General features: G+C 38.3%; 17 protein-coding genes. 5 read left to right on the forward strand and 12 right to left on the reverse strand.

All coding sequences use genetic code 11. The features are described from left to right. The first annotated feature begins 131 nt into the window (after window positions 1–131). The 3 genes from ACRD7B_RS06070 (at window position 132) to lepA (ending at window position 4,410) form a co-directional block, all read left to right on the forward strand. Window positions 132–410 carry a co-chaperone GroES gene (locus ACRD7B_RS06070; RefSeq protein WP_430823587.1) on the forward strand — a complete coding sequence of 93 codons (279 nt, stop codon included), beginning with the start codon at window positions 132–134 and terminating at the stop codon, window positions 408–410. A gap of 122 nt (window positions 411–532) precedes the next feature. Next, window positions 533–2,176, forward strand: coding sequence for a chaperonin GroEL (groL, locus tag ACRD7B_RS06075; RefSeq protein ID WP_430823588.1), 1,644 nt, complete (start codon window positions 533–535; stop codon window positions 2,174–2,176). Window positions 2,177–2,622: 446 nt separating this feature from the next. Next, window positions 2,623–4,410, forward strand: coding sequence for a translation elongation factor 4 (gene lepA / locus ACRD7B_RS06080; RefSeq protein ID WP_430823589.1), 1,788 nt, complete (start codon window positions 2,623–2,625; stop codon window positions 4,408–4,410). A gap of 83 nt (window positions 4,411–4,493) precedes the next feature. On the opposite strand, the gene aspA is transcribed toward lepA, so the two are convergent. The 11 genes from aspA to ACRD7B_RS06135 form a co-directional block, all read right to left on the reverse strand. Continuing rightward, a complete protein-coding gene (gene aspA / locus ACRD7B_RS06085) occupies window positions 4,494–5,900 on the reverse strand; it encodes an aspartate ammonia-lyase (RefSeq protein ID WP_430823591.1) in 1,407 nt (468 codons plus the stop codon). A 512-nt stretch (window positions 5,901–6,412) separates the two neighbouring features. Then, window positions 6,413–7,081 (reverse strand): tetratricopeptide repeat protein, encoded by a 669-nt coding sequence (locus ACRD7B_RS06090; RefSeq protein ID WP_430823592.1) that lies wholly within the window; start codon window positions 7,079–7,081, stop codon window positions 6,413–6,415. 67 nt (window positions 7,082–7,148) lie between these two features. Then, window positions 7,149–8,078, reverse strand: a complete 930-nt coding sequence (gene queG, locus ACRD7B_RS06095; RefSeq protein ID WP_430823593.1) for a tRNA epoxyqueuosine(34) reductase QueG — start codon at window positions 8,076–8,078, stop codon at window positions 7,149–7,151. A gap of 21 nt (window positions 8,079–8,099) precedes the next feature. After that, window positions 8,100–8,549, reverse strand: coding sequence for a hypothetical protein (locus tag ACRD7B_RS06100; protein WP_430823594.1), 450 nt, complete (start codon window positions 8,547–8,549; stop codon window positions 8,100–8,102). A 183-nt stretch (window positions 8,550–8,732) separates the two neighbouring features. Further along, window positions 8,733–9,050 (reverse strand): iron-sulfur cluster assembly protein, encoded by a 318-nt coding sequence (locus tag ACRD7B_RS06105; RefSeq protein WP_430823595.1) that lies wholly within the window; start codon window positions 9,048–9,050, stop codon window positions 8,733–8,735. 171 nt (window positions 9,051–9,221) lie between these two features. Beyond that, the gene (locus ACRD7B_RS06110) at window positions 9,222–9,668 is read right to left on the reverse strand and encodes a SufE family protein (protein ID WP_430823597.1); all 447 of its coding nucleotides are present in this window, start codon (window positions 9,666–9,668) and stop codon (window positions 9,222–9,224) included. A gap of 83 nt (window positions 9,669–9,751) precedes the next feature. Beyond that, complete coding sequence (locus ACRD7B_RS06115) at window positions 9,752–10,972, reverse strand: SufS family cysteine desulfurase (protein ID WP_430823598.1); 1,221 nt, start codon at window positions 10,970–10,972, stop codon at window positions 9,752–9,754. A 112-nt stretch (window positions 10,973–11,084) separates the two neighbouring features. Next, the gene (gene sufD, locus ACRD7B_RS06120; RefSeq protein ID WP_430823599.1) at window positions 11,085–12,473 is read right to left on the reverse strand and encodes a Fe-S cluster assembly protein SufD; all 1,389 of its coding nucleotides are present in this window, start codon (window positions 12,471–12,473) and stop codon (window positions 11,085–11,087) included. A gap of 84 nt (window positions 12,474–12,557) precedes the next feature. After that, window positions 12,558–13,310, reverse strand: a complete 753-nt coding sequence (gene sufC, locus ACRD7B_RS06125; protein WP_430823600.1) for a Fe-S cluster assembly ATPase SufC — start codon at window positions 13,308–13,310, stop codon at window positions 12,558–12,560. 46 nt (window positions 13,311–13,356) lie between these two features. After that, window positions 13,357–14,805 carry a Fe-S cluster assembly protein SufB gene (sufB, locus tag ACRD7B_RS06130; RefSeq protein ID WP_430823601.1) on the reverse strand — a complete coding sequence of 483 codons (1,449 nt, stop codon included), beginning with the start codon at window positions 14,803–14,805 and terminating at the stop codon, window positions 13,357–13,359. 227 nt (window positions 14,806–15,032) lie between these two features. Continuing rightward, window positions 15,033–15,473: a group III truncated hemoglobin gene (locus ACRD7B_RS06135; RefSeq protein WP_430823602.1), complete on the reverse strand. Its 441-nt coding sequence runs from the start codon at window positions 15,471–15,473 to the stop codon at window positions 15,033–15,035. A 167-nt stretch (window positions 15,474–15,640) separates the two neighbouring features. Between ACRD7B_RS06135 and ACRD7B_RS06140 the strand changes: the two genes are divergently transcribed. Next, window positions 15,641–17,101, forward strand: a complete 1,461-nt coding sequence (locus tag ACRD7B_RS06140; RefSeq protein ID WP_430823603.1) for a sensor histidine kinase — start codon at window positions 15,641–15,643, stop codon at window positions 17,099–17,101. Here the strand turns inward: ACRD7B_RS06140 and ACRD7B_RS06145 are convergent. Further along, window positions 17,094–19,040 (reverse strand): 7TM-DISM domain-containing protein, encoded by a 1,947-nt coding sequence (locus ACRD7B_RS06145; RefSeq protein ID WP_430823604.1) that lies wholly within the window; start codon window positions 19,038–19,040, stop codon window positions 17,094–17,096. The genes ACRD7B_RS06140 and ACRD7B_RS06145 overlap by 8 nt on opposite strands. Before the next feature lie 351 nt (window positions 19,041–19,391). On the opposite strand from ACRD7B_RS06145, the gene ACRD7B_RS06150 reads away from it, so the two are divergent. After that, window positions 19,392–22,316 carry an FAD-binding and (Fe-S)-binding domain-containing protein gene (locus tag ACRD7B_RS06150; protein WP_430823606.1) on the forward strand — a complete coding sequence of 975 codons (2,925 nt, stop codon included), beginning with the start codon at window positions 19,392–19,394 and terminating at the stop codon, window positions 22,314–22,316. Window positions 22,317–22,621: the final 305 nt, after the last annotated feature.

Consider the following 22,621-nt stretch of genomic DNA (forward strand, 5'->3'; position numbering starts at 1 on the left):
AAATTGTCAGCCGACTGCAAAAAAGTCAGTGATTTTATTAAAAAAGCTTTATATCCTGCTTTGGCATACTTTGTGAGAAAAAGCCATCGTGAATTAATTACAAATTCGTTTAAACTTAAAAATTAATAGATATGTCAGATTTAAAAGGTAAGGTCCTAGCCGGAAAAATTTTGGTGAAGCCACAGGAAGCTGAAACAAAAACCTCAAGTGGAATCATTATTCCTGATTCAGCAAAAGAAAAACCATTGCAAGGCGAAGTAGTATTAGTTGGTGCTGCAAAGCAGGACGAAGCTATGGAAATCAAAGCTGGAGATACTGTATTGTTCGGAAAATATGGTGGTACTGAAATAAACATTGATGGTGCTGACTACTTGTTGATGTCTCAGTCTGATGTTTTGTATATCCTTTAATTAATATAATAAGTAGCAAGATTTGAGATAAAAGAATCAAGACATCGACCAGCTCTTAATGAAAAGGTTGAATCTTGATACTAGCATCTTGATGCTTGATACTCTATTTAAATAATAATAAAATGGCTAAAGAAATAAAATTTGATATTGAAGCTCGCGACCTACTTAAAAAAGGTGTTGATGAGTTAGCTAATGCAGTAAAAGTAACATTAGGCCCTAAAGGTCGCAATGTAATTATTGATCGTAAATTTGGTGCTCCAGCTATCACTAAGGATGGTGTGTCTGTTGCTAAAGAAGTTGAGTTATCTGATCCTTATGCAAACATGGGTGCGCAGATGGTAAAAGAAGTAGCTTCTAAAACTGGTGATGATGCCGGTGATGGAACAACTACAGCTACAGTATTGGCTCAATCAATCATTAGCGTTGGTTTGAAAAACGTTACTGCCGGAGCTAACCCTATGGAATTGAAAAAGGGTATTGACAAAGCGGTTAAAGCGGTTGTTGCGAGCATTAAAGAGCAAAGCCAGGAAGTTGGTGAGCACAGTGAAAAAATCAAGCAAGTAGCTACTATCTCTGCTAATAACGACACTGAAATAGGAACTTTGATTGCTGAGGCAATGGAAAAGGTGAGTAAAGAAGGTGTTATCACTGTTGAAGAAGCTAAAGGTACTGATACAACTGTTGAGGTTGTTGAAGGTATGCAATTCGACCGTGGATATATTTCTCCATATTTCGTTACTGACACTGAGAAGATGTTAGCTGATATGGAGCATCCAATGATTTTGATCCACGATAAGAAGATTTCAACAATGAAAGATCTTCTTCCGGTATTAGAAGCTACAGCACAAGCTGGTAAACCTTTGGTTATTGTTGCTGAGGATGTTGATGGTGAAGCATTGGCTACATTGGTAGTTAACCGTCTGCGTGGTTCATTAAAAGTAGCTGCTGTTAAAGCGCCTGGTTTTGGTGATCGTCGTAAAGAGATGTTGCAAGATTTAGCTGTTCTAACTGGTGGTACTGTCATCTCAGAAGAAACAGGATTGCAGTTAGAGAATGCAACACTTGAAATGCTAGGTCAAGCTGAGAAAATAACTATCGATAAAGAAAATACCACTGTTGTGAATGGTGCAGGTTCAAAAGAGGCTATCGAAGCTCGCGTGAACCAAATCAAATCACAAATTGCAAATACAACTTCTGATTACGATCGTGAGAAGTTGCAAGAGCGTTTAGCTAAGTTAGCTGGTGGTGTTGCTGTACTATATGTAGGTGCTGCTTCTGAAATGGAAATGAAAGAAAAGAAAGACCGTGTTGACGATGCATTGAGTGCAACTCGTGCTGCTGTTGAAGAAGGAATTGTTCCTGGTGGTGGTGTTGCTTTTATTCGTTCTATTAAAGCGCTTGAAGGATTAACTGGCGAAGTTGAAGACGAAACAACTGGTATCGAAATCGTAAAACGTGCCATCGAAGAGCCTTTGCGTCAAATAGTATTTAACGCAGGTAAAGAAGGTGCAGTAGTTGTACAAAAAGTGGCAGAAGGTTCAGCTGACTTTGGTTACAATGCACGTTTCGATCGTTACGAAAACCTATTGGAAAGTGGTGTAATCGATCCTGCTAAAGTAACTCGTATCGCTCTTGAGAACGCTGCTTCTATTGCAGGTATGTTCTTAACTACCGAGTGTGTATTAGTTGAAGAAAAAGAAGAAGCTGCTCCAGCTATGCCTCCTATGGGTGGTGGTATGGGTGGCGGCATGCCAGGAATGATGTAAAAAAGTTGATAGTCCCGATAGCTATCGGGATAGTCAGAAGGCAGTAGATTATATATCTTACTTATACTATTGCCCAATGTAACTACTCATATATGAAAGAGGAATCGCTTGCGGTTCCTCTTTTTTTGGTATATCAAGGGAGCGGCTCTCTTTTATCGCTTGTAAATAAAGAGCCGCTCCTTATCCACATTCGTGGTTTGTTATGGAAGGAATCCTGAAAGGATTTAAAATGAATCGAAGATCAGCGAAGCTAATAGCCCTGTACGCCGTGCAGGGGGAGTAATAATGAATTATTAAAACAACCACAACGTGGTTGAATTTTAAAAGCAATTTCCCTGTTCTCTGTGTTTTAATTTAAAGAAAATTCAAGGAAATGAGTATCTTTGCAGACTTGAAAAGTGAGGTTGAGTGAATTGGGGTGGAACGAATAGGTTAACAGGTAGTAGATGAAGAATATACGTAATTTTTGTATTATAGCCCACATTGATCATGGGAAGAGTACTCTGGCAGATCGTTTGTTGGAGTTTACAGAGACGGTTATGGGCAAAGACGCGCAGGCACAGGTTCTGGATGATATGGATATTGAGCGCGAGCGCGGTATTACCATTAAGAGTCATGCCATACAGATGGATTATGAGCTTAATGGCGAAAAATATGTGCTTAACTTGATTGATACACCTGGACACGTTGATTTCTCCTATGAGGTATCGCGTTCCATTGCTGCCTGTGAGGGTGCTTTATTAATTGTAGATGCTACTCAAGGTATACAGGCCCAAACCATTTCTAACCTTTATCAGGCCATTGAAAATGATTTAACCATCATTCCGATCTTAAATAAGATGGATCTACCAAATGCCATGCCCGAGGAAGTGGAAGATCAAATAATTGATTTGATTGGCTGCGATCGGGAAGAGATTATCAGAGCCAGTGGAAAAACTGGTGAAGGAGTAGATGATATTTTGGAAGGTATAGTGGGACGTGTTCCGGCTCCCGAAGGTGATGTCGACGGGCCTTTTCAAGGTTTGATCTTTGATTCTGTTTTTAACTCTTTCCGAGGTATTATTGCTTATTTTAAAGTGGTAAACGGCAGTGTAAAAAAAGGTGATCACGTTAAGTTCTTCAATACTGAGAAACAATATTTTTCAGATGAGCTTGGTGTATTACGTTTGGATATGGAACCTCGTAAGGAATTAAAAACAGGTGATGTTGGTTACATAATATCAGGTATTAAAACCAGTAAAGAGGTGAAGGTTGGTGACACCATCACACACGTGAAAGACGGTTGTAAAGAGGCTATCGGTGGCTTTGAGGAAGTGAAACCAATGGTTTTTGCTGGTGTTTATCCAATAGATGCCGAGGATTACGAAGATTTACGGGCCGCTATGGAAAAGCTGCAGTTGAATGATGCTTCTTTGACTTATGAGCCGGAATCTTCTGCAGCACTTGGCTTTGGCTTCCGTTGTGGCTTCCTTGGCTTATTGCACATGGAGATTATTCAGGAGCGATTAGATCGTGAGTTTGATATGGCTGTGATTACTACGGTTCCTAACGTGCCGTACATTGCGCATACAAAGAAAGGTGAGCAGATTAATGTACATACACCTTCAGAGCTTCCAGAACCTACCATACTTGATGTGGTGGAAGAACCATATATCAGAGCATCAGTTATAACTAAATCAGAATTTATCGGTCAAATAATGACACTTTGCCTTGGTAAAAGAGGTGTGCTTATGAAACAGCACTATTTAACTTCTGATAGAGTTGATATGGAGTTTGAGATGCCTTTGGCCGAAATCGTATTCGATTTTTACGATAAGTTGAAGAGTATTTCAAAAGGATATGCTTCTTTTGATTATCACCCAATAGGATTTAGAGCAGCTAAATTAGTGCGTTTGGATATCTTATTGAATAGTGAGCCGGTAGATGCCTTGTCATCTTTGATCCATTTCGATAATGCGCAGATTTTTGGCCGACGCATGTGTGAGAAGCTCAAAGAGCTAATCCCACGTCAGCAATTCGACATTGCTATTCAGGCCGCAATTGGAGCTAAAATTATTGCACGCGAAACGGTTAAGGCTGTGCGTAAGGATGTAACCGCTAAATGTTATGGTGGTGATATTTCGCGTAAGCGTAAACTGCTCGAAAAGCAGAAAAAAGGTAAGAAACGTATGAAGCAGGTGGGTAACGTTGAAGTGCCACAAAAAGCCTTCTTAGCTGTACTGAAATTAGATTAAGAAATTTTTAGTTAGATAGAAAAAGCGCATCAAAACAAATTGATGCGCTTTTTATTATCCCTCTTTATGGGACGGATGTGCTACTACTCACATTTCTTCTTTGCCGGACCAATCATGTTTTCTGGCTTTAATATTTCTTTAAGTTCATCTTCTGATAAAATGCCCTCTTCGAGTACAATTTCATAAACGCCTTTGCCGGTTTTTAAAGCCTCCTTGGCAATGCGTGTACTGTTTTTGTAACCGATGTGAGGATTAAGTGCTGTTACGATACCAATGCTTTTTAGTACCATATTTTCGCAAACATCTTCGTTAGCGGTGATGCCATCAATGCATTTGGTACGTAGTGTATCCATTCCGCGCATTAAAAACTGCATCGATTCTAATATGCTGTAGGCCAATACTGGCTCCATTACATTCAACTGTAATTGTCCTGCTTCGGCTGCAAAAGTTACCGTAAGATCGTTGCCAATTACCTTGAAACAGATTTGATTCATCACTTCAGGAATAACCGGATTTACCTTACCTGGCATAATTGATGAACCTGGTTGCATAGGTGGTAGGTTAATCTCGTTTAATCCGGCACGTGGTCCTGAAGATAATAAACGAAGGTCGTTACAGATCTTCGAAATCTTAACTGACATACGCTTTAAGGCCGATGAATAGATGACATACGAACCAGTATCAGGTGTTGCCTCAATTAAATCAGTCGCCAGCACAATTGGATAACCCGTTATTTCACATAGAAACTTAACACACGAATCAGAATAACCATCAACGGAGTTAATGCCTGTTCCAATAGCAGTAGCTCCCATGTTAACCTCGTTGAACAGGTTAGCATTCTGAGTTAGGCGAGCAATCTCTTCGCTTAATGTACATGCGTAAGCGCAAAATTCTTGCCCCAAGGTCATCGGTACGGCATCCTGCAATTGGGTACGACCCATTTTTATAACATCAGCAAATTCGTTACCTTTTTTCTTGAAGGAGCTAACCAATGCTTCCAGATGTTCAATCAATATGTAATTCATTCGAATCAACGAAAGCTTGATGGCCGTTGGATAGGCATCATTAGTTGATTGCGAAAGGTTCACAATGTCGTTTGGTGAGCAATGTTCGTATTGTCCTTTTTCGTAACCCAGTATTTCCAAGGTGCGATTGGCAATTACCTCATTGGCATTCATATTGGTTGATGTGCCAGCGCCACCCTGTATCATATCGATTGGAAATTCCGCATCGAATTTTCCATCCATCACTTCTTGACAAGCTTGAACAACCGCATCTTTCATTTGATCATTCACTAATCCCATTTCATGATTGGCTTTAATAGCGGCCATTTTGACGACTCCTAAAGCCCATATAAAATGACGGTACTGACTCAGCTGTGCCGTAGAAATGTTAAAATTCTCAACCGCGCGTTGCGTTTGTACACCGTAATAGGCGTTAATCGGAACTTGTAGTTCTCCTAGTAAATCACTTTCAATACGTGTTGCCATGCGTGACAAATTTTAAGTAATAAATTATAGCAAATGTGAGTGTTTTTGTAGGGGGGAAACATGATATATTAACGTTTTTAAAAAGTTGACATGCTTGTGTGAAAGCATTTCTTAAGCGAAAAGTGTATTTAGAGGTAAATCCCCAATTGGAAATCCCCAAGCTCTTTCAATTTGAAGAAAGTATTGCGCTTTGGCTTTAAGTTTAAAAGTAGTTATAAAGGTGCTTTTGTTGGTAATTTAGGATTGTTCTAAATAAGAGTAATGAGTCGAATGAACCACTGATTTTATCCTCATGTTTATCGAGATTATTGTAAGAATACTTCGGAAACCTGCGCCTGATGCCATTAATGAATATTAACGGCCTATTTTCTCCTCAGGGAGCTCATTAATGTATGTTAATGGGGTGTTTTCTTCTCGGGCAGCTCATTAATGTGTGTTAATGGCTGAGTTTTATTGAGAAGTGAAGTTATGCCAATAATATTAGGGCTATTTTTTCACATAAGCCATTTATCTTAAGGTTGACGATTCGAGAGTTCATCAGCTTTTTCGAATTGACCTAGGTGTTTATATAGTTCTATTAATTGTTTAGCATACTTTGGGTGTTGATCTTTTTCGTAAAGTAATACTAATTCTTTTATTGCTTTGTCACAATGTAAACCTTTATGCATGCATGAAATGCATAAGACATTCACGAGTGCTTCTTTTGCTTCAACTTTCTCGTTACTCATGAGTACCAATTGTTCAAACTGAGTAATGGCTTGATCGTATTCTTTATGCTTTAAATGGTTATTGCCCGAATAAAGTATGATCTGATAGGCTTTTTCAATTTCAAGGCTTTCACGAAGTTTTATTTTTTCTCGTCGTAACTCTTGTTTAGCGGCATAGTCATTTTTCTTTATGTTAAAATCAAGTGCGAACCCTATGAATAAAGCGATTGCAAAGATGCCAGCAGCATATCTAAAGAGTAAACGGTATCGCGTTAAAATTGTACTTTGTTTTTCTTCTTCTTCAGTAATATCTTCGTTAATGCGCCCACTTAATTTAATAGAATCTTTTGTGTATGCGTTAACATGTTCATGCTTATCGAGTGTATTGCCAATAGGTTTTCTGTCTTTCGAGAAAGGTCTTCTTGGCTTAATGGAATAGATCCACTTTTGCATGCCGAATCCCATATATCCCATAGTTAATATAGATTAGGTTTTAGATTGAATTTAAGCTTATGAAGATAATAAAAAGAGTTGTGACGTGCTATTTCAAAAAATCCAAATTGCGCTTCAATCCTTTATACTTGGTGCGCTTTAAGGCTGATTTACGAAATACTTCTTGAAACTGATCCAGTTCCATATTGTGCCAATCATCCTTACTCAATAATAGCAGGTCGGCATGGGGTGTAAATTCAGGTTCTTTGGTAGGGCGTGCCTTCCAGTTCCAAGGGCATACTTCCTGGCAAATGTCGCAACCAAAAGCCCAGTTCTCCATTTGGCCTTTAAACTCTTCTGGTATGTCATCGCGGTGTTCGATGGTGAGGTAGGAAATGCACTTGTTTGAATCTAGCTGGTAGGGGCCAATGAGTGCTTTGGTTGGACAGGCGTCAATGCAACGTTGGCAGCCGCCGCAGGCATCTTTAATTGGTGTATCTGGTTCTAATTCCAGGTTAATAATTAGCTCGCCGATCAGTACAAAGCTGCCTAGTTTTTTATGCAATAGGTTCGTGTTTTTACCTATCCAACCCAAGCCACTTTTAACTGCCCAGGCACGATCCAATAAAGGAGCCGAATCGGTAAAAAGTCGCCCATCCAAATCGGGGTATATTTCTCTCTGGATATAATCAAAGAGATCTTGCAATTTGTCTTTAATCACAAAATGGTAATCCTTTCCATAGGCATAACGGGCCAACTTAGGTGCCTCGGGATCTTTTTGAAGTTCCTTGGGTTTGTAGTTGAGCAAAACCGAAACAACGGTTTTAGCACCGTCCACCAAAAGAGCCGGATCAAGTCGTTTCTCAAAATGATTAGCCATATAGGCCATGTCCGCATGATAACCCTTATCCAACCAGGTTTTTAGATGCTGTTCATCTTCTTCAAGCTTTTCCACCTTTGCAAAGCCAATGTCCGAAAACCCCAGCCGCAGTGCTTCATCTCGTATTAGTTGTTTAGTTGCGGCAATATTGGCTTGCATCAAATTAGTTTTAGCTGATTATTAGGCCAGTTCAATTTTCTTTTCTTTACAGATGCTAACGATGGCTTGTTTTAATTTTTGAATAGATTCGACATCCATTTTCTGATAGTCAAACTCCAAGGTGCCTGCATTATTTTCCGAAAAACGTATGCTCGAAACGTTAATGTTTACCTGCTTGCAATTTTGCCATTGCAGGGTTGTTGGCTTTTTCAGGATCGAAGGTTTAAATTCAATGGCTTCAGTGCTGATATTGATGTAAGCCTTGCCCCAGAAAGTAAAAGGGTTGAAACCAAAACCCATTAGTATGTAATATAAACTGGCTGCACTAAAAAGTATTAGATGCATTGGTTTAAAAAAGTTCTCTCCTTTATACAGTCCATAAATAACCATGCCTAATAAGATGAATCCCATTGTTACTCTTAGGTAGTTAACCTTGTATTTATGGCGAAGATCGATGTGTATTTGTTTCATTGTGTTTTATTTAGATGAGAGATGTTTAGATAAGAGATTATAGAAAGTGAATTCTAATATCTTCTTTTCTAATTATACTCTGATACCTTTTTGTGTAAAGCTAAAAAAAGCCCTCGAATCGAGAGCTTTTGTATTTGAGTTTTTTTATTTGTCTTACTGTCTCCTGGTTCAACAGTCTTTTATCTATAATAAACCTAGTTCCAAAAGGGCTTCTTCCGAAAGCATATCCTTCGTCCATGGCGGATCAAAGGTAAGGTTCAAATCAACATGTGTAATGCCATCAATTGCAGCTGTCTTTTCTTGCACCTCTGCAGGCAGTGATTCAGCAACAGGACAGTTAGGAGAAGTAAGTGTCATCACAATTCGAGCCTTCCCGTCATCATCCACATCAATCTCATATATTAAACCTAAATCATATACATTAACAGGTATTTCAGGATCAAATACTGTTTTGATAGCATCAATGATTTGCGTTTCAAGTTGTAAAAATTCAGTTCCCATTTTATTCTTCTTTTTTCAATTAAACAGCTAGTGTCGCTTAATGTTTATTGAACGTGTATAGTGCGCAGTTCTTAGTGCACAGTGCCTCGTTTTTATAGATTTTTTCAAATGGCAGGTTAGCTGTTAGCCGTCAGCTTATAGCTATAAGCTTTTTACGCGCAATAACATATCCTAGCTTTCCTGTTTGGCTTTAAATGCCAAGGCGTAAATGCGCATTTGTTTTATCATGGCTACCAAGCCATTCGAGCGAGTTGGCGATAAATGTTCTTTTAATCCAATTTGCTCTACAAAGTACAATTCATTATCCAATATTTCGTCTGGCGTACGGTCGTTTAATACGCGTACCAATAATGCGACAATACCTTTGACGATGATTGCATCGCTATCGGCCATGTATTGAATTTTGCCATCTTTTAATTCTGCATGAAGCCAAACCTGTGATTGACAACCTTCGATAAGGTTGTTGCTTAGGCGATATTCTTCTTCAAAACCTTCCAGATCGTTTCCAATTTCAATTAAGTAAGAGTATTTATCCATCCAATCGTCAAACGCTCCGAACTCTTCAATAATCTCCTCTTGTATTTCTTTGATGGTCATTTGATGTCTTTTATAATTCATATCAATCACCTATGAATATTTAGTATTCATGTAATTGATTGCTTCTTATTTCTTGGGCGTAAAATTAGTTAATTTTAAACGAATCATGCAAATAGCAAACTGACGCGTTTTATACCTTCAACTAAACGATCAATTTCTTCTTTGGTATTATAAATGGCAAATGAGGCGCGCACGGTTCCAGGTATCTGATAATGCTCCATTAATGGTTGAGCGCAGTGATGTCCTGTACGAACAGCTAATCCCATCTTATCCAATAAGGTACCCATGTCAAATGGGTGAATGTTGTTGACCATAAAGGAGATAACACTCGCCTTTTCTTTGGCAGTGCCATAAAACTTAATGTTAGGAACCTGCTTTAATTGTTCGGTAGCATACTCCAGTAGTTCGTGCTCATAAGCTGCAATGACATCCAATCCAATATTTTGAACATAGTCAATAGCTGCTCCCAGTCCAATGGCACCACTGTAGTCGGGTGTGCCTGCTTCAAATTTAAATGGAAGTTCGTTAAAGGTTGTACCACTAAATGATACGGTCTTAATCATTTCGCCACCACCATGGTACGGTTCCATCTTGTTAAGCCATTCTTCCTTGCCAAATAAGGCGCCAATACCTGTGGGGCCATATAATTTGTGACCACTGAAGACGTAAAAATCACAATCCAAGGCTTGTACATCAACGGCCACATGTTGCACTGCTTGTGCACCATCAATCATTACCGGAACAGAAAGGGCATGTGCCTTATCGATTATGGTTTTAATGGGATTAATGGTTCCCAAAGCATTGGATATGTGAGCTACTGCTACAAGTTTAGTTTTTTCTGATAGAAGTTTGTCGTATTCTTCCAGAATTAACTCCCCATTCTCATTAATGGGAATTACTTTAATTACAATGCCTTTGCTTTTTTCGAGCAATTGCCAGGGTACTATGTTAGAGTGATGTTCCAATTGCGAAACAATTATCTCATCGCCTTTCTTTAAAAAGGATTCTCCAAAGGAAGTAGCCAATAAATTAATGGCTTCGGTAGTGCCACGTGTAAAGATTACCTCGTGCGAATTTCCGGCATTAATAAATTTCTGAACCTTAACTCGTGCATCCTCATAGGCTTGTGTGCAAACATTACTCAGGTGATGCACGCCACGGTGAATATTACTATTGTAAGTTGTATAAACTTCAGAGATGGCATCAATAACCTGTGTTGGTTTTTGCGTGGTTGCAGCGTTATCGAAATATGCCAAAGGTTTTCCATGTACCGTTTGTTCCAGAATCGGAAAATCCTTCCTAATGCTCTCAATATCTATACTCATTATATTGTTCTTTGTCTGTAATTATTCGTCCATCCCAAGCCAACGAGGAAAAAGCTATCATCCTTAATCCCTAATCAGTAATCCTTAATCCTTAATCCTTAATAATTAACCATTAAAGACAGCTTACAGTATTGCCTGCTTGTCCACAAACAACACACGAATCGCACTTGTCGAATTCACCTCTGAAGCGTTTTTCAACCAAGCCACGAATTTGTTCCTTAAGCGGCTCAACGCGAATCTTTTCAATCACCTCGTATGCAAAAGCAAACATCAGTAATATGCGACTTTCAGTTTCGCTAATGCCACGAGCACGAAGGTAAAACATAGCTTCGTCATCTAACTGACCAACAGTGGCACCATGGCTACACTTAACATCATCAGCATAAATTTCTAACTGCGGTTTACTATTTACTCTGGCACTTTCAGTCAACAGTAAGTTATTGTTACTCTGGTAGGCATTGGTCTTTTGCGCGTCTTTCTGAACTAATACTTTACCTGTGAAAGCTCCAGTTGCTGAGTCATCTAGTACGCCTTTGTATAATTCGAAACTTTCGCAATTTGGTTTGGCATGATCGATGAAAGTGAAATTATCGACGTGCTGGTTTTTATCACTCAGGTATAAACCGTAAACATGACTTTCACAATGTTCGTCATCCATAGTTACACGTACATTGTTACGCGTTATACCTGAATGTAAAGTCAAGCTATTGGTTAAGATGTTCGAATGTTTTTTCTGATGCACATACATGCCAGCTACCTGAGTTGTCAGGTTGTGTTGGTTTTGGATGTTATAAACATCAAAAACACTGTTTTCGGCAGCATATACCTCAGAGACACTATTAATCACAAATTTATTTGGAGAAACGGTGTGGTCGCAAAGCATCACCTTTACCTGGCTATTCTCTTCAACCACAATTAGGTTTCGTTGAAATGCCAATCGATCAGTCTCGCCATTCATGATGTTAACGATCTGAATAGGTTTGTCAAGCACAACACCTTTTGGTACATAAATGAAAGCACCATCCTGAGCAAAGGCCGTATTCATTGCCACCATCGCATCACTTTCCATAGGAGCAACTTCACCATAATGTTTCTCGAAAACCTCAGGGTGATCTTTCGCTGCCGTTCTGATGCTGCTAACCACAACACCATCAGGAAAAGCTATTTTTTCATTTTGCTCAGAGTACCAGCCATTCACCAAAAACACATTGTATGTCTCCAATTGAGGAACCTCGCAATGAAAATGATTGGTAACATTGGCATGTGCTGCTTCGCTCGAAAGTGATAGGTTAAGGCTACCTTTAAAATAGGGTTGTAGATTGGTGTATTTGTAATCTTCAACCTTGTTCGAAGGAATTCCTTTTTCCTCAAAAATTGCCATGGCTTTATCTCGTAGGGCATTCACCTTATTAGGTGCGCCACTTTCCAAAAGTGCCTTTTGGTCTTTGAAGAGCTTTGTATATTCTTCTTGCAGATTAACTACTCGGCAAGCTATATTCATATCTTTTCTTTTAAAGTATCAAGACATAAGAAAAAAGTATCAAGACTTAACTGTCTATATGTCTATAATCTATTGTCTAGAAGTCTAGTCCTCAAATTCCTTCTTAATCCAGTCGTAACCCTTTTCTTCTAATTCTAAGGCCAACTCTTTACCAGCTGATTTTACAATACGACCCTTGTACAATACATGTACAAAGTCAGGTACGATATGATCCAATAGGCGTTGATAGTGTGTAATAACAATGGTTGCATTGTCAGATGATTTTAACTTATTCACACCATTGGCAACTACGCGTAAGGCATCAATATCAAGTCCAGAATCCGTTTCGTCAAGAATAGCCAATTTAGGTTCTAACATGGCCATTTGAAAAATCTCGTTTTTCTTCTTTTCACCACCTGAGAAACCCTCATTCACCGAACGATTGGTTAGGTTTGAATCAATCTCAACCATTTTTTTCTTATCGCGCATTAGCTTTAAGAATTCGCTGGCCGAGCATGGTTCATCGCCTCTGTACTTACGATGCTCATTTACAGCAGTACGCATGAAGTTAACCATGCTAACACCTGGTATTTCTACCGGATATTGAAAGCTTAAAAACAAACCCTCGCGAGCTCTGTCTTCCGGCGCTAAGTCTAATAAGTCTTTGCCATTGAATGTAGCACTGCCTTCGCAGACTTCAAATTTATCGTTGCCAGCCAAAACGGATGAAAGAGTGCTTTTACCCGAACCATTAGGTCCCATGATACAGTGTACTTCCCCCGGTTTAACCTCAAGGTTAATGCCTCTAAGAATTTCCTTATTATCGATCTTGGCGTGTAAATCTTTTATGACTAACATATATTCTAACTGATATAATTTCTAATTAATAAAAATAATTGGTGGCTTATCCCACACTTCCTTCTAAGCTAATTTGAAGCAGCTTTTGAGCTTCAACAGCAAACTCCATTGGCAATTGATTGATGACTTCTTTAACGTAGCCATTCACAATCAAACCTACTGCATCTTCGGTACTCATGCCTCGTTGATTGCAATAGAATATTTGATCTTCACCAATTTTTGAAGTAGTTGCTTCGTGCTCTACTTTTGCCGTATTATTGACAATTTCAAGATATGGGAAAGTATGAGCGCCACACTGATCGCCTAAAAGTAAAGAGTCGCACTGACTAAAGTTTCGAGCATTTTCAGCTTTCTTAGCCACTTTTACCAAACCACGATAACTGTTCTGACTCTTACCGGCCGAAACACCCTTCGAAACAATTAAGCTTCGTGTGTTTTTGCCCAAGTGAATCATTTTTGTACCCGTATCAGCTTGTTGATGATTATTGGTTACCGCCACTGAATAAAACTCACCAACCGAATGATCACCTTGTAATACACAGCTTGGATACTTCCAGGTAACAGCAGAACCTGTTTCTACTTGTGTCCACATTACTTTTGAATAATCACCCTTACAGATAGCACGTTTGGTAACAAAATTAAAGATGCCACCCTTACCGTCTTTATCACCAGGGTACCAGTTTTGCACGGTTGAGTATTTTACTTCGGCTCGTTCCATTGTTACAATCTCAACAATGGCAGCGTGAAGCTGATTCTCATCGCGCATTGGTGCTGTACAGCCCTCAAGGTAACTTACATAACTATCGTCGTCGGCCACAATAAGCGTACGTTCAAATTGTCCTGTATTGATGGCGTTGATTCGGAAGTAAGTTGATAATTCCATCGGACAACGAACACCTTTTGGGATGTAAACAAATGAGCCATCGCTAAATACAGCTGCATTAAGTGCTGCGAAGTAATTATCGCCGTGCGGTACGACTGAACCAAGGTATTTCTTTACCAAGTCAGGGAATTCCTGAATAGCCTCACTAATGGAACAGAAAATAATGCCCTTTTCAGCCAAGGTTTCTTTATAGGTGGTTTTAACCGAAACACTATCGATGACTGCATCCACAGCAACTCCAGCCAATACCTTTTGTTCGTCCAATGGAATACCCAGCTTCTCGAAAGTAGCTACCAGATCAGGGTCTACCTCATCCATGCTTTCCAATTCTGGTTTCTTTTTAGGCGCAGCGTAAAAAATGATATCCTGAAAATCAATTTCAGGAATATTTAAATGTGCCCAATCCGGAGTCGTCATCGTTTGCCAATGGCGATATGCTTTTAAGCGAAATTCAAGCATCCATTCCGGCTCATTTTTTTTAGCCGAAATAATGCGTACCACATCTTCACTCAGACCTTTGGGAATAGTTTCCATGTCTATATCACTATGGAAACCGTATTTGTATTCACCTCCGGTTACTTCGTCTAATATCTTATTCTGATCTTCAGCCATACAAGTTCTAACAATTGTTCGTCAGTCTAACAATGATTGTTCCTATTGGTTCATTGCTAAACAGGGTTTAAAAAATACTTAATTAAAGTATCTTGAGTTCGCAAAAATATTAAATTATTTAGATTAAATAAAAATATTGCCAACATGAATTAAATCACTTTTAATTGGTGATATCTAATATGTAATCTGCTTGTTTAAAGTTTGATGCTTTAATCCAAACGGATTGTTTAGCCCAATGATATTCCAGATGCCCCTCCGGGCAGGATGAAACCTCCGGGGCGTTTGTCAAGTACTTTTTTGTACATGCCCTTAGCCATATTGCTTGCTCTGGTTTTTGCTTTTTCTGCCATCGGGCCTTCAAAGCCTTCATCAATGGTTGTTGTCCAGAGTTTTACCCATTTGTCGAAATGAGCAGTTGTTATGCTATTTTTAAATTTCTTATCAACTCCCTGGTGAGCTTGTGCAGGATTGCCATTGAAACCAGAAACTTCCAATAGGTTCAATTCCCAAAAAGAGATAAGTAGTTGAAAGTGCTCTTCCCAGGCTTCTTCTCCCTGAATACTTGCATTGAAAAATGGACCCAGAACATCATCCTTGCGCACCAATGCGTAAAAGGTACGTACTACTTTTTCTATATTATCACGATTATCCAAATCAGGTTTGCTCATCTTTGTTCATTTAATTGTCGTATGAGAGAAACAGTAAATGAATGTAATTGTTTAGCTTTAAGATTTAAACTATATTGTGGTCTGTGTATCATGCGCTTTGCAATAGGAGTTAACTTTTTTTGCAAATTGTTGTTATACTTTTAATCAAACCATAAACAATAATCTTTTTGAATCTGATTCAAGGCATATGGAGCTCAATATCCCTGCTAGGATTAAGCGAGGATGTAAGTAGAACGAATAACCGTACGGTTATACTCGGAAATCAAATTAATTTTTTAATGCTTTTGGCGGTTGTCTTTGTGCTCGTTCTGTTGCAGGTAATGCGCATTGTAGAAGGAGCTAGTATTGGTATGGGGTCAATTCGCATGTTTTTAATTCTTATCGTAAATCTGGCTTTTATTACCTTATCTAAGTATCGTAAGTTTTTCTCTGCAAAGGTCATTTTGATTTATTTACCGCCATTGTTGTTTTTGGTATTTCCTACTTTAACGGGTTTCGTTGAAGAAGAAAGTTTCTTCTATTACCCTATTGTGGTTATAGCCATGTCATTGATGCCCCAAATGTTATTGGACCTTCGAAGCGAGCGTAAATGTTACCTTTTTGCAATGGCGTTTTATACCACTTTAATTTTAGGTATTGATGTCTTGATTTATTCGTTTGCACCAAAGTCACTTCAGGTACTTGGCTTATATAAAGGTATGGTCGTATTTTATAAAAGTGCCTACTTCGTTACATTTCTATTTGTTAATATTTCCATTTATTACCTGCGCCATATTAATATGAGAATAGAAACTGACTTACATGCGGCCAATGATTTGTTGTTAGCAAAAGGTGAAGATCTGCAAAAGAAGAATGAAGCATTGGATGCAAGTATGCATAAGCTGAAGCAAGCACAACACCAGATGATACAGTCTGAGAAGATGGCTTCGCTTGGTACGCTAATGGCAGGTATTGCGCATGAGGTGAATACGCCACTAAATTATATTTCGGCGGGTAGCATTGTAGTTCAAAATGCTTTGGATGATATTGCAGATAAATCATTGTCTGCTAAAGAAGGCTTAAAAGGAGTGGCTCATGGGAAAGAAATGGTTGACCAAGGTGTTGATAAGGCTATAAATATAGTGGCCTCTTTACGCACCTTCTCATATAGTGGTAAGGCTGATAAACAATGGCATAATTTCAATGAAGTAATTGAATCAACACTTAGGTTTTTGAAGCAAAAAATACCAGCCGAACTGGAACTTAGAAAAGATTATTCTTTAGAGAAGAAGGTGCCGATGTACGCGGATAAAATTCATCAAATAGTGCTTAATTTAATTGATAATGCACTTTACGAAATTAATAAGTATGAAGGCGAAAAGCCAATTCTTCTAATTTCCACAACTGTATTTCAAAATGGGAATGGCCCCAGGGCACGTCTAACGATTTATAACACCGGTAAACCTATTGAGGAGTCGATAGGGAGTAAGATTTTCGACCCGTTTTATACTACCAAACCGCCTGGTTTAGGAACGGGACTCGGTTTGTCAACTTCCTATAAGCTGGCTTCGGAGCACAATGGCTCGTTACGTTATAAAAATACTGATGATGGAGTTGAGTTTATTCTCGAGTTGCCGCTTCTTAACTAGGAATTGTGACGCGAAAGGTAACGCCATCTTGCGTATTGATAGCTTCGATTTCCCCACTGTGATCTTGCGTGTAGGTATATGCTGTTGATAGTCCTAAGCCGGTGCCTTTGCCTGGGTCTTTTGTGGTAAAGAAAGGTTCGAAAATGTGGCCAATAACTGTTTCCTCGATCTGAGCACCACTATTGTTTATTTCAATTTGTGCCCTGCTAGGCTTATTAATTTGTTTCGTGTTTATGCTTATGGTGCCAGTATTATGGCCAATTGCTTCTATGGCATTATTGATGATGTTGAAAATGATTTGATGCATTTTGTCCTCAAAGACAGGCGTGGGTGTATTAAGTTTATAGTCTTTTTCAATGTTAATGTTCTGGCCTATTTTTGATTTAATAAACAGGAGTGTTTTGTCAATCAGGTCATTAATGTTACTGTTTTTTAATTGACTTATGCCATTGTTAGAGAATGTCATAAGCGAATGAACGATTTCTGCTGAGTTTTCCACACCCTCTTTCATCATTTTGATCGAAAGATTAATTTGTTCTTGCTTTTCAGCTTCGTTTACTGATTTGTCGTGATAATAGCTTTCAAATAAATGTAAACCAGTATTGACAAAGTTTAATGGCGTGTTTATTTCATGAGCAACGCCAGCGCTAAGTATTCCGATGGATGACATTTTTTCTGCCTGTATTAACTGTTCTTGTCTTGTTTTTAGGCTTTGTAGAGCGCTTTCGAGTTCGGTAGTTCGTTCCTCAACTTTTTCTTCTAGAATTGAAGTGAAGTTTTTCTGAAATAAGAAGTAACGATCAACAATGGCAATTGTAAAGAAAAGTACTTGGCCCATGTAACCAATTTTGATGGCTAATTGTGGGATGGCAATAGATGATGATATGTATCCCAGGTTAGTTAACACGTGCATGAAAACTGCACCTAATAAAACCAAGGTTGCCAGAGCAAAAAAACGAACATGTTTAAGCCCCATAAAGAATAAGGTGGATGTAATGATGGTGATCGCTATCCAAATAATTGGTGCGAAAATATAGGTTAACTGGTTGCCAAGTTTAAAGTGAAAGATGAAGATGACAGCTATTACAAGAGTAATTAATTTTAAGATATTAAATGTCTTTTTGGCCCACTTGGGAATTACTTGGGTGTAGAGAAATAGTGTGGCAAAATTTAAGTAAAAGAAGATGCTCCAAACGATAGTCGTATTCATTTTCTTAAGAAGAAAATCGCTCTGTCCGAATATTTCTATTGCCGGGTATAGGTTGTCGTATCCTAATTGATAGGTGATTAAAAATAATAAAGACAGCAGAAAGTTGAGGTAAAGGTTTTTTCTCAACGATAAATAAACAAAGAGTCCAAATAGAAATAGGAAGAGGGCTACTCCATAAAAGAACCAACTTAAGTTACCTATGTAGGTTTGCGTTGCAATATGATTGTCTAATGTTCTTATGTGCAAAGGTGCTCTTAGAGGCGTTTCAGATTGTATTCTGACATAGAAATCATAATCGACATTCTCAATAAGTTCAATTGAAGTATAGGATTGATGTTTTCCCAAAGAGATGGACTTTTCTCCGAGACAGCCAATCGAGATGTGTTGGTATTCGTCTTTACCTTTTGGCGAGTAGTAAATATCTACATATTCAAGAAAGTGATTGCCTGTATCGAAAATGATTTCCTTAAAATGCGTAGTTTTTTTTATAAAAGAGAATTTAAGCCAGAAAGCCGAGCGAGAGAATTGAAAGTTAATCTGATCAGATTTTAACGGAGCATACTCCGAAGTAATAGCTTCATTAATGTTTATGCTTCCGGTTTTATCCTCGAATATTTTTACATAGTTGGCCAGATTGATAGCTTCTTCTTTCTGTTGTATAACAGCAGTTTTAGCATTGGCAAATGAAAATGCAAGAAGAATTGCAACTATGGAAAATATAAACTTCATGCTTACTAATTCGGCTTAGATTGTCTGTTGTAGCTTTTATTAAAAAATCTTGACAAACGCAAAGTAAGGCATTTTCCGTATTCTCTGGTTTGAAATTTGATTAACATACTAAAAAAGAAGATGGAAAGACAAGAAAGAGATGCTTTAAGGAAGTCGCTTGTGGCTGGGTCTTGTACTATATTGTTCTTATTAGTACTTGTATTACTCGTATGATGTATGAGGGAAGGCAATGGGGTGTTTTTTGTATTTGTAATCTTGGTAGAACTGATTTAAGTAAAAATCATTTTAAGCTTACTAGTGATTGCGCGGATAAATTTATAATTTCGTTTCAGTAACATTTTATAAATCCCAATGGAAAATACCTTGCAGGAATATCCTTTTGAGTTATTAGATAAGCATATTAAGGGCGATGTGTTCTTTGATGATCCTACGCGAACTGTTTATTCAACAGATGCTTCTGCTTATAGGGAAAAACCCATTGGAGTAGTGCGTCCTCGTGATGCTAAGGATATTGAGAGTATTCTTCATTTTGCGTCGAAATATAAAGTGCCACTTATTCCCCGTGCAGCGGGTACTTCATTGGCAGGACAAGTTGTGGGCAATGGTTTGGTTGTTGACATAAGTCGTTACATGAACCGAATTCTTGAAGTTAATAAAGAAGAACGATGGGTGAGAGTTCAACCAGGTGTGGTCTTGGATGAATTAAATCAGTATCTTAAAGAATATAATTTATTTTTTGGCCCTGAAACATCAACATCAAGTAGATGTATGATGGGTGGCATGGTTGGTAATAACTCGTGTGGCGCTCATTCTATATTATATGGTAGTACAAGAGATCATACCATCGAATTAAATGGTTTTTTGTCAAATGGTGAAGAGGTTCAGTTTAAAGCCTTGCAAAAGTGGGAGTTTGAACAGAAATGTCGTTTGGATAATTTAGAAGGTGATATTTATCGTCAGGTACGAGACTTACTCACTAATAAAGACAATAGAAAAGAGATCAGAAAGGAGTTTCCACATCCTGAGATACATCGACGCAATACGGGTTATGCACTGGATTTATTATTAGATACCTTACCATTTAAGGAAGAAGGGGAGCCGTTTAATATGTGTCAGCTCTTGGCTGGTTCAGAGGGTACTCTAATGTTTACGAGTGAGATAAAATTAAATCTAGTCGATATTCCACCAAAACATAAAGGCTTGGTGTGCGTGCATCTCGATTCTTTGGAAGATGCTTTGGAAGCAAATTTGGTGGCTTTGGAATTTAAACCTGGTGCCATTGAATTAATGGATAAAACCATAATGGATCTTACCAAAGATAATCCGCTACAAGCTAAGAACCGGTTTTTTGTAGAAGGTGATCCGAAAGTGTTATTACTGGTTGAATTTGCTCGTGATACCATAGAAGAGATAGAAGAACTGTCGGCTCAAATGCAAAAAGCATTGAAGGCTAAAGAGTATGGTTATGCCTATCCTACTTTATATGGCAGTGAAATTAACAAGGTTTGGTCCTTGCGTAAAGCTGGTTTGGGTGTATTATCCAATATGCCAGGCGATAATTTGCCAGTTCCTGTAATTGAAGATACAGCTGTGCGCCCTGTTGATTTGCCAATGTTTATTGCTGAGGTAAATAAAATGTTGGAAAGACACGGTAAGGAATGTGTTTATTATGCCCATGTAGGAAGCGGAGAATTACATTTGCGCCCTGTATTAAATATGAAGGATCCGGCAGATGTGGAGCAGTTTCATCAGATAGCAAAGGATACGGCTGGTATTGTAAAAAAATACAGAGGCTCATTAAGTGGTGAACATGGTGATGGACGATTAAGGGGCGAGTTTATTGCTGACATGGTTGGGGAACACAATTATGGACTCTTCAAGGACATTAAACGGTTTTTCGATCCTGAGAATATTCTTAATCCAGGAAAGATTACGGATACACCACGTATGAATACTTCATTGCGTTACCAGAAACATACTGAGGAGCGCATTGATAAACCCGTGTTTGACTGGTCGAAAACGATGGGGATTGTTCGAGCTGCCGAAAAATGTAATGGATCGGGTGATTGTCGAAAAAGCCATCTCATTGGTGGAACCATGTGTCCCAGTTATATGGGATCTCGCGATGAACTGCAGACAACGCGCGGCAGAGCTAATATGTTACGAGAATTTTTCAATGGTAACATTCCCAATACTAAATTAGGCTACGACGAGGTGAAGTCGGTACTTGATTTATGTTTATCGTGCAAAGCATGTAAAACGGAGTGTCCGAGTAATGTGGACATGTCAAAGTTGAAAGCTGAATTCTTAAATGCTTATCATCAAAAGTATGGAATAAAGTTTAGTAGTCGTTTGGTTGCACATCTGCCAAGTATTAATCGTTTTTTTATGCTTTTCCCATACCTATATAATATAGGTGTGAATTTAAAGGTGGTAAAACGTATTAATGAATTACGATTTGGTTTTTCGAGCAAGCGCCAAATGCCAGCTTTGAATAGATTTTCATTGCGTAATTGGAGTAGTAAGAATAATAAGTTTGAAGGACAAAGCACGGTTTTATTATTTGCCGATGAGTTTACAAATTACTCTGACACGGGCATTGGAGTTGAAGCTATCCTGCTTTTAAATAGTTTAGGCTACTCGGTTAGAATTCCAAATCATTATGATAGCGCTCGTACCTTTTTATCAAAAGGCTTATTGAAAGATGCGGCTAAGTTAGCAGCTAAGAATGTGTTATCGTTAGCTGATGTTGTTGATGAGGAAGTTTCTATTATAGGATTGGAGCCTTCTGCTATCCTCACTTTAAGGGACGAATACCCGGAATTAGTGCCAGCTTATTTAAAAGATAAAGCAAAACACTTAGCTAAGCACAGTTTTACCTTTGAAGAGTTTATCGAAAGAGAGCATAAGAAAGGATTCATAAGTGAAGATTCGTTTACCCAAGAGCAAAAGTCGATTCATTTTCATGCACATTGTTATCAAAAAGCTTTATCCGAAACTTCCATTACAAAGACTATATTGGAAATTCCTAAAAACTATGAGGCAACTGAAATTCCATCAGGTTGCTGTGGTATGGCTGGTTCTTTTGGTTTTGAAAAGGATAACTATGATCTTTCAATGAAGATTGGTGAGCTGGTTTTGTTTCCAGCCGTTCGCGAACATCAGGCGTCTTCGCTAATAGTGGCTGCAGGAACATCTTGTCGTCATCAAATTAAAGATGGTACCAATGTGGAGGCGAGTCATCCAGCACAAATACTGTATGCTGCGCTTAAATAAGATTTGACTTAGTCTAAGGTATTGAGTAGATTGCATATTGCTAAACAAAGCTTTCGAAATAAGAAATAGTAAGAGTGTATTCTGTATTTATAATGTACGACTTGTAGACGTACGTTTGATCACATTTGTGTTATTGCTTACGATTTCTCGCATTCTTTGGGTGCTTGTTTTTGTGACAATTATCATAAAGTGCTAAATAACATGTTTTGAGTGTTTTTAAATAGCTGGTTGTTAATAAAATAACAAATTCAGCAAAAAGTTTAAAATTCCTTACGATTTATAAGGTTGTTATATAAAAATATCTA

Source organism: Carboxylicivirga fragile, from assembly GCF_050589805.1.
Classification (GTDB): Bacteria; Bacteroidota; Bacteroidia; order Bacteroidales; family Marinilabiliaceae; genus Carboxylicivirga; species Carboxylicivirga fragile.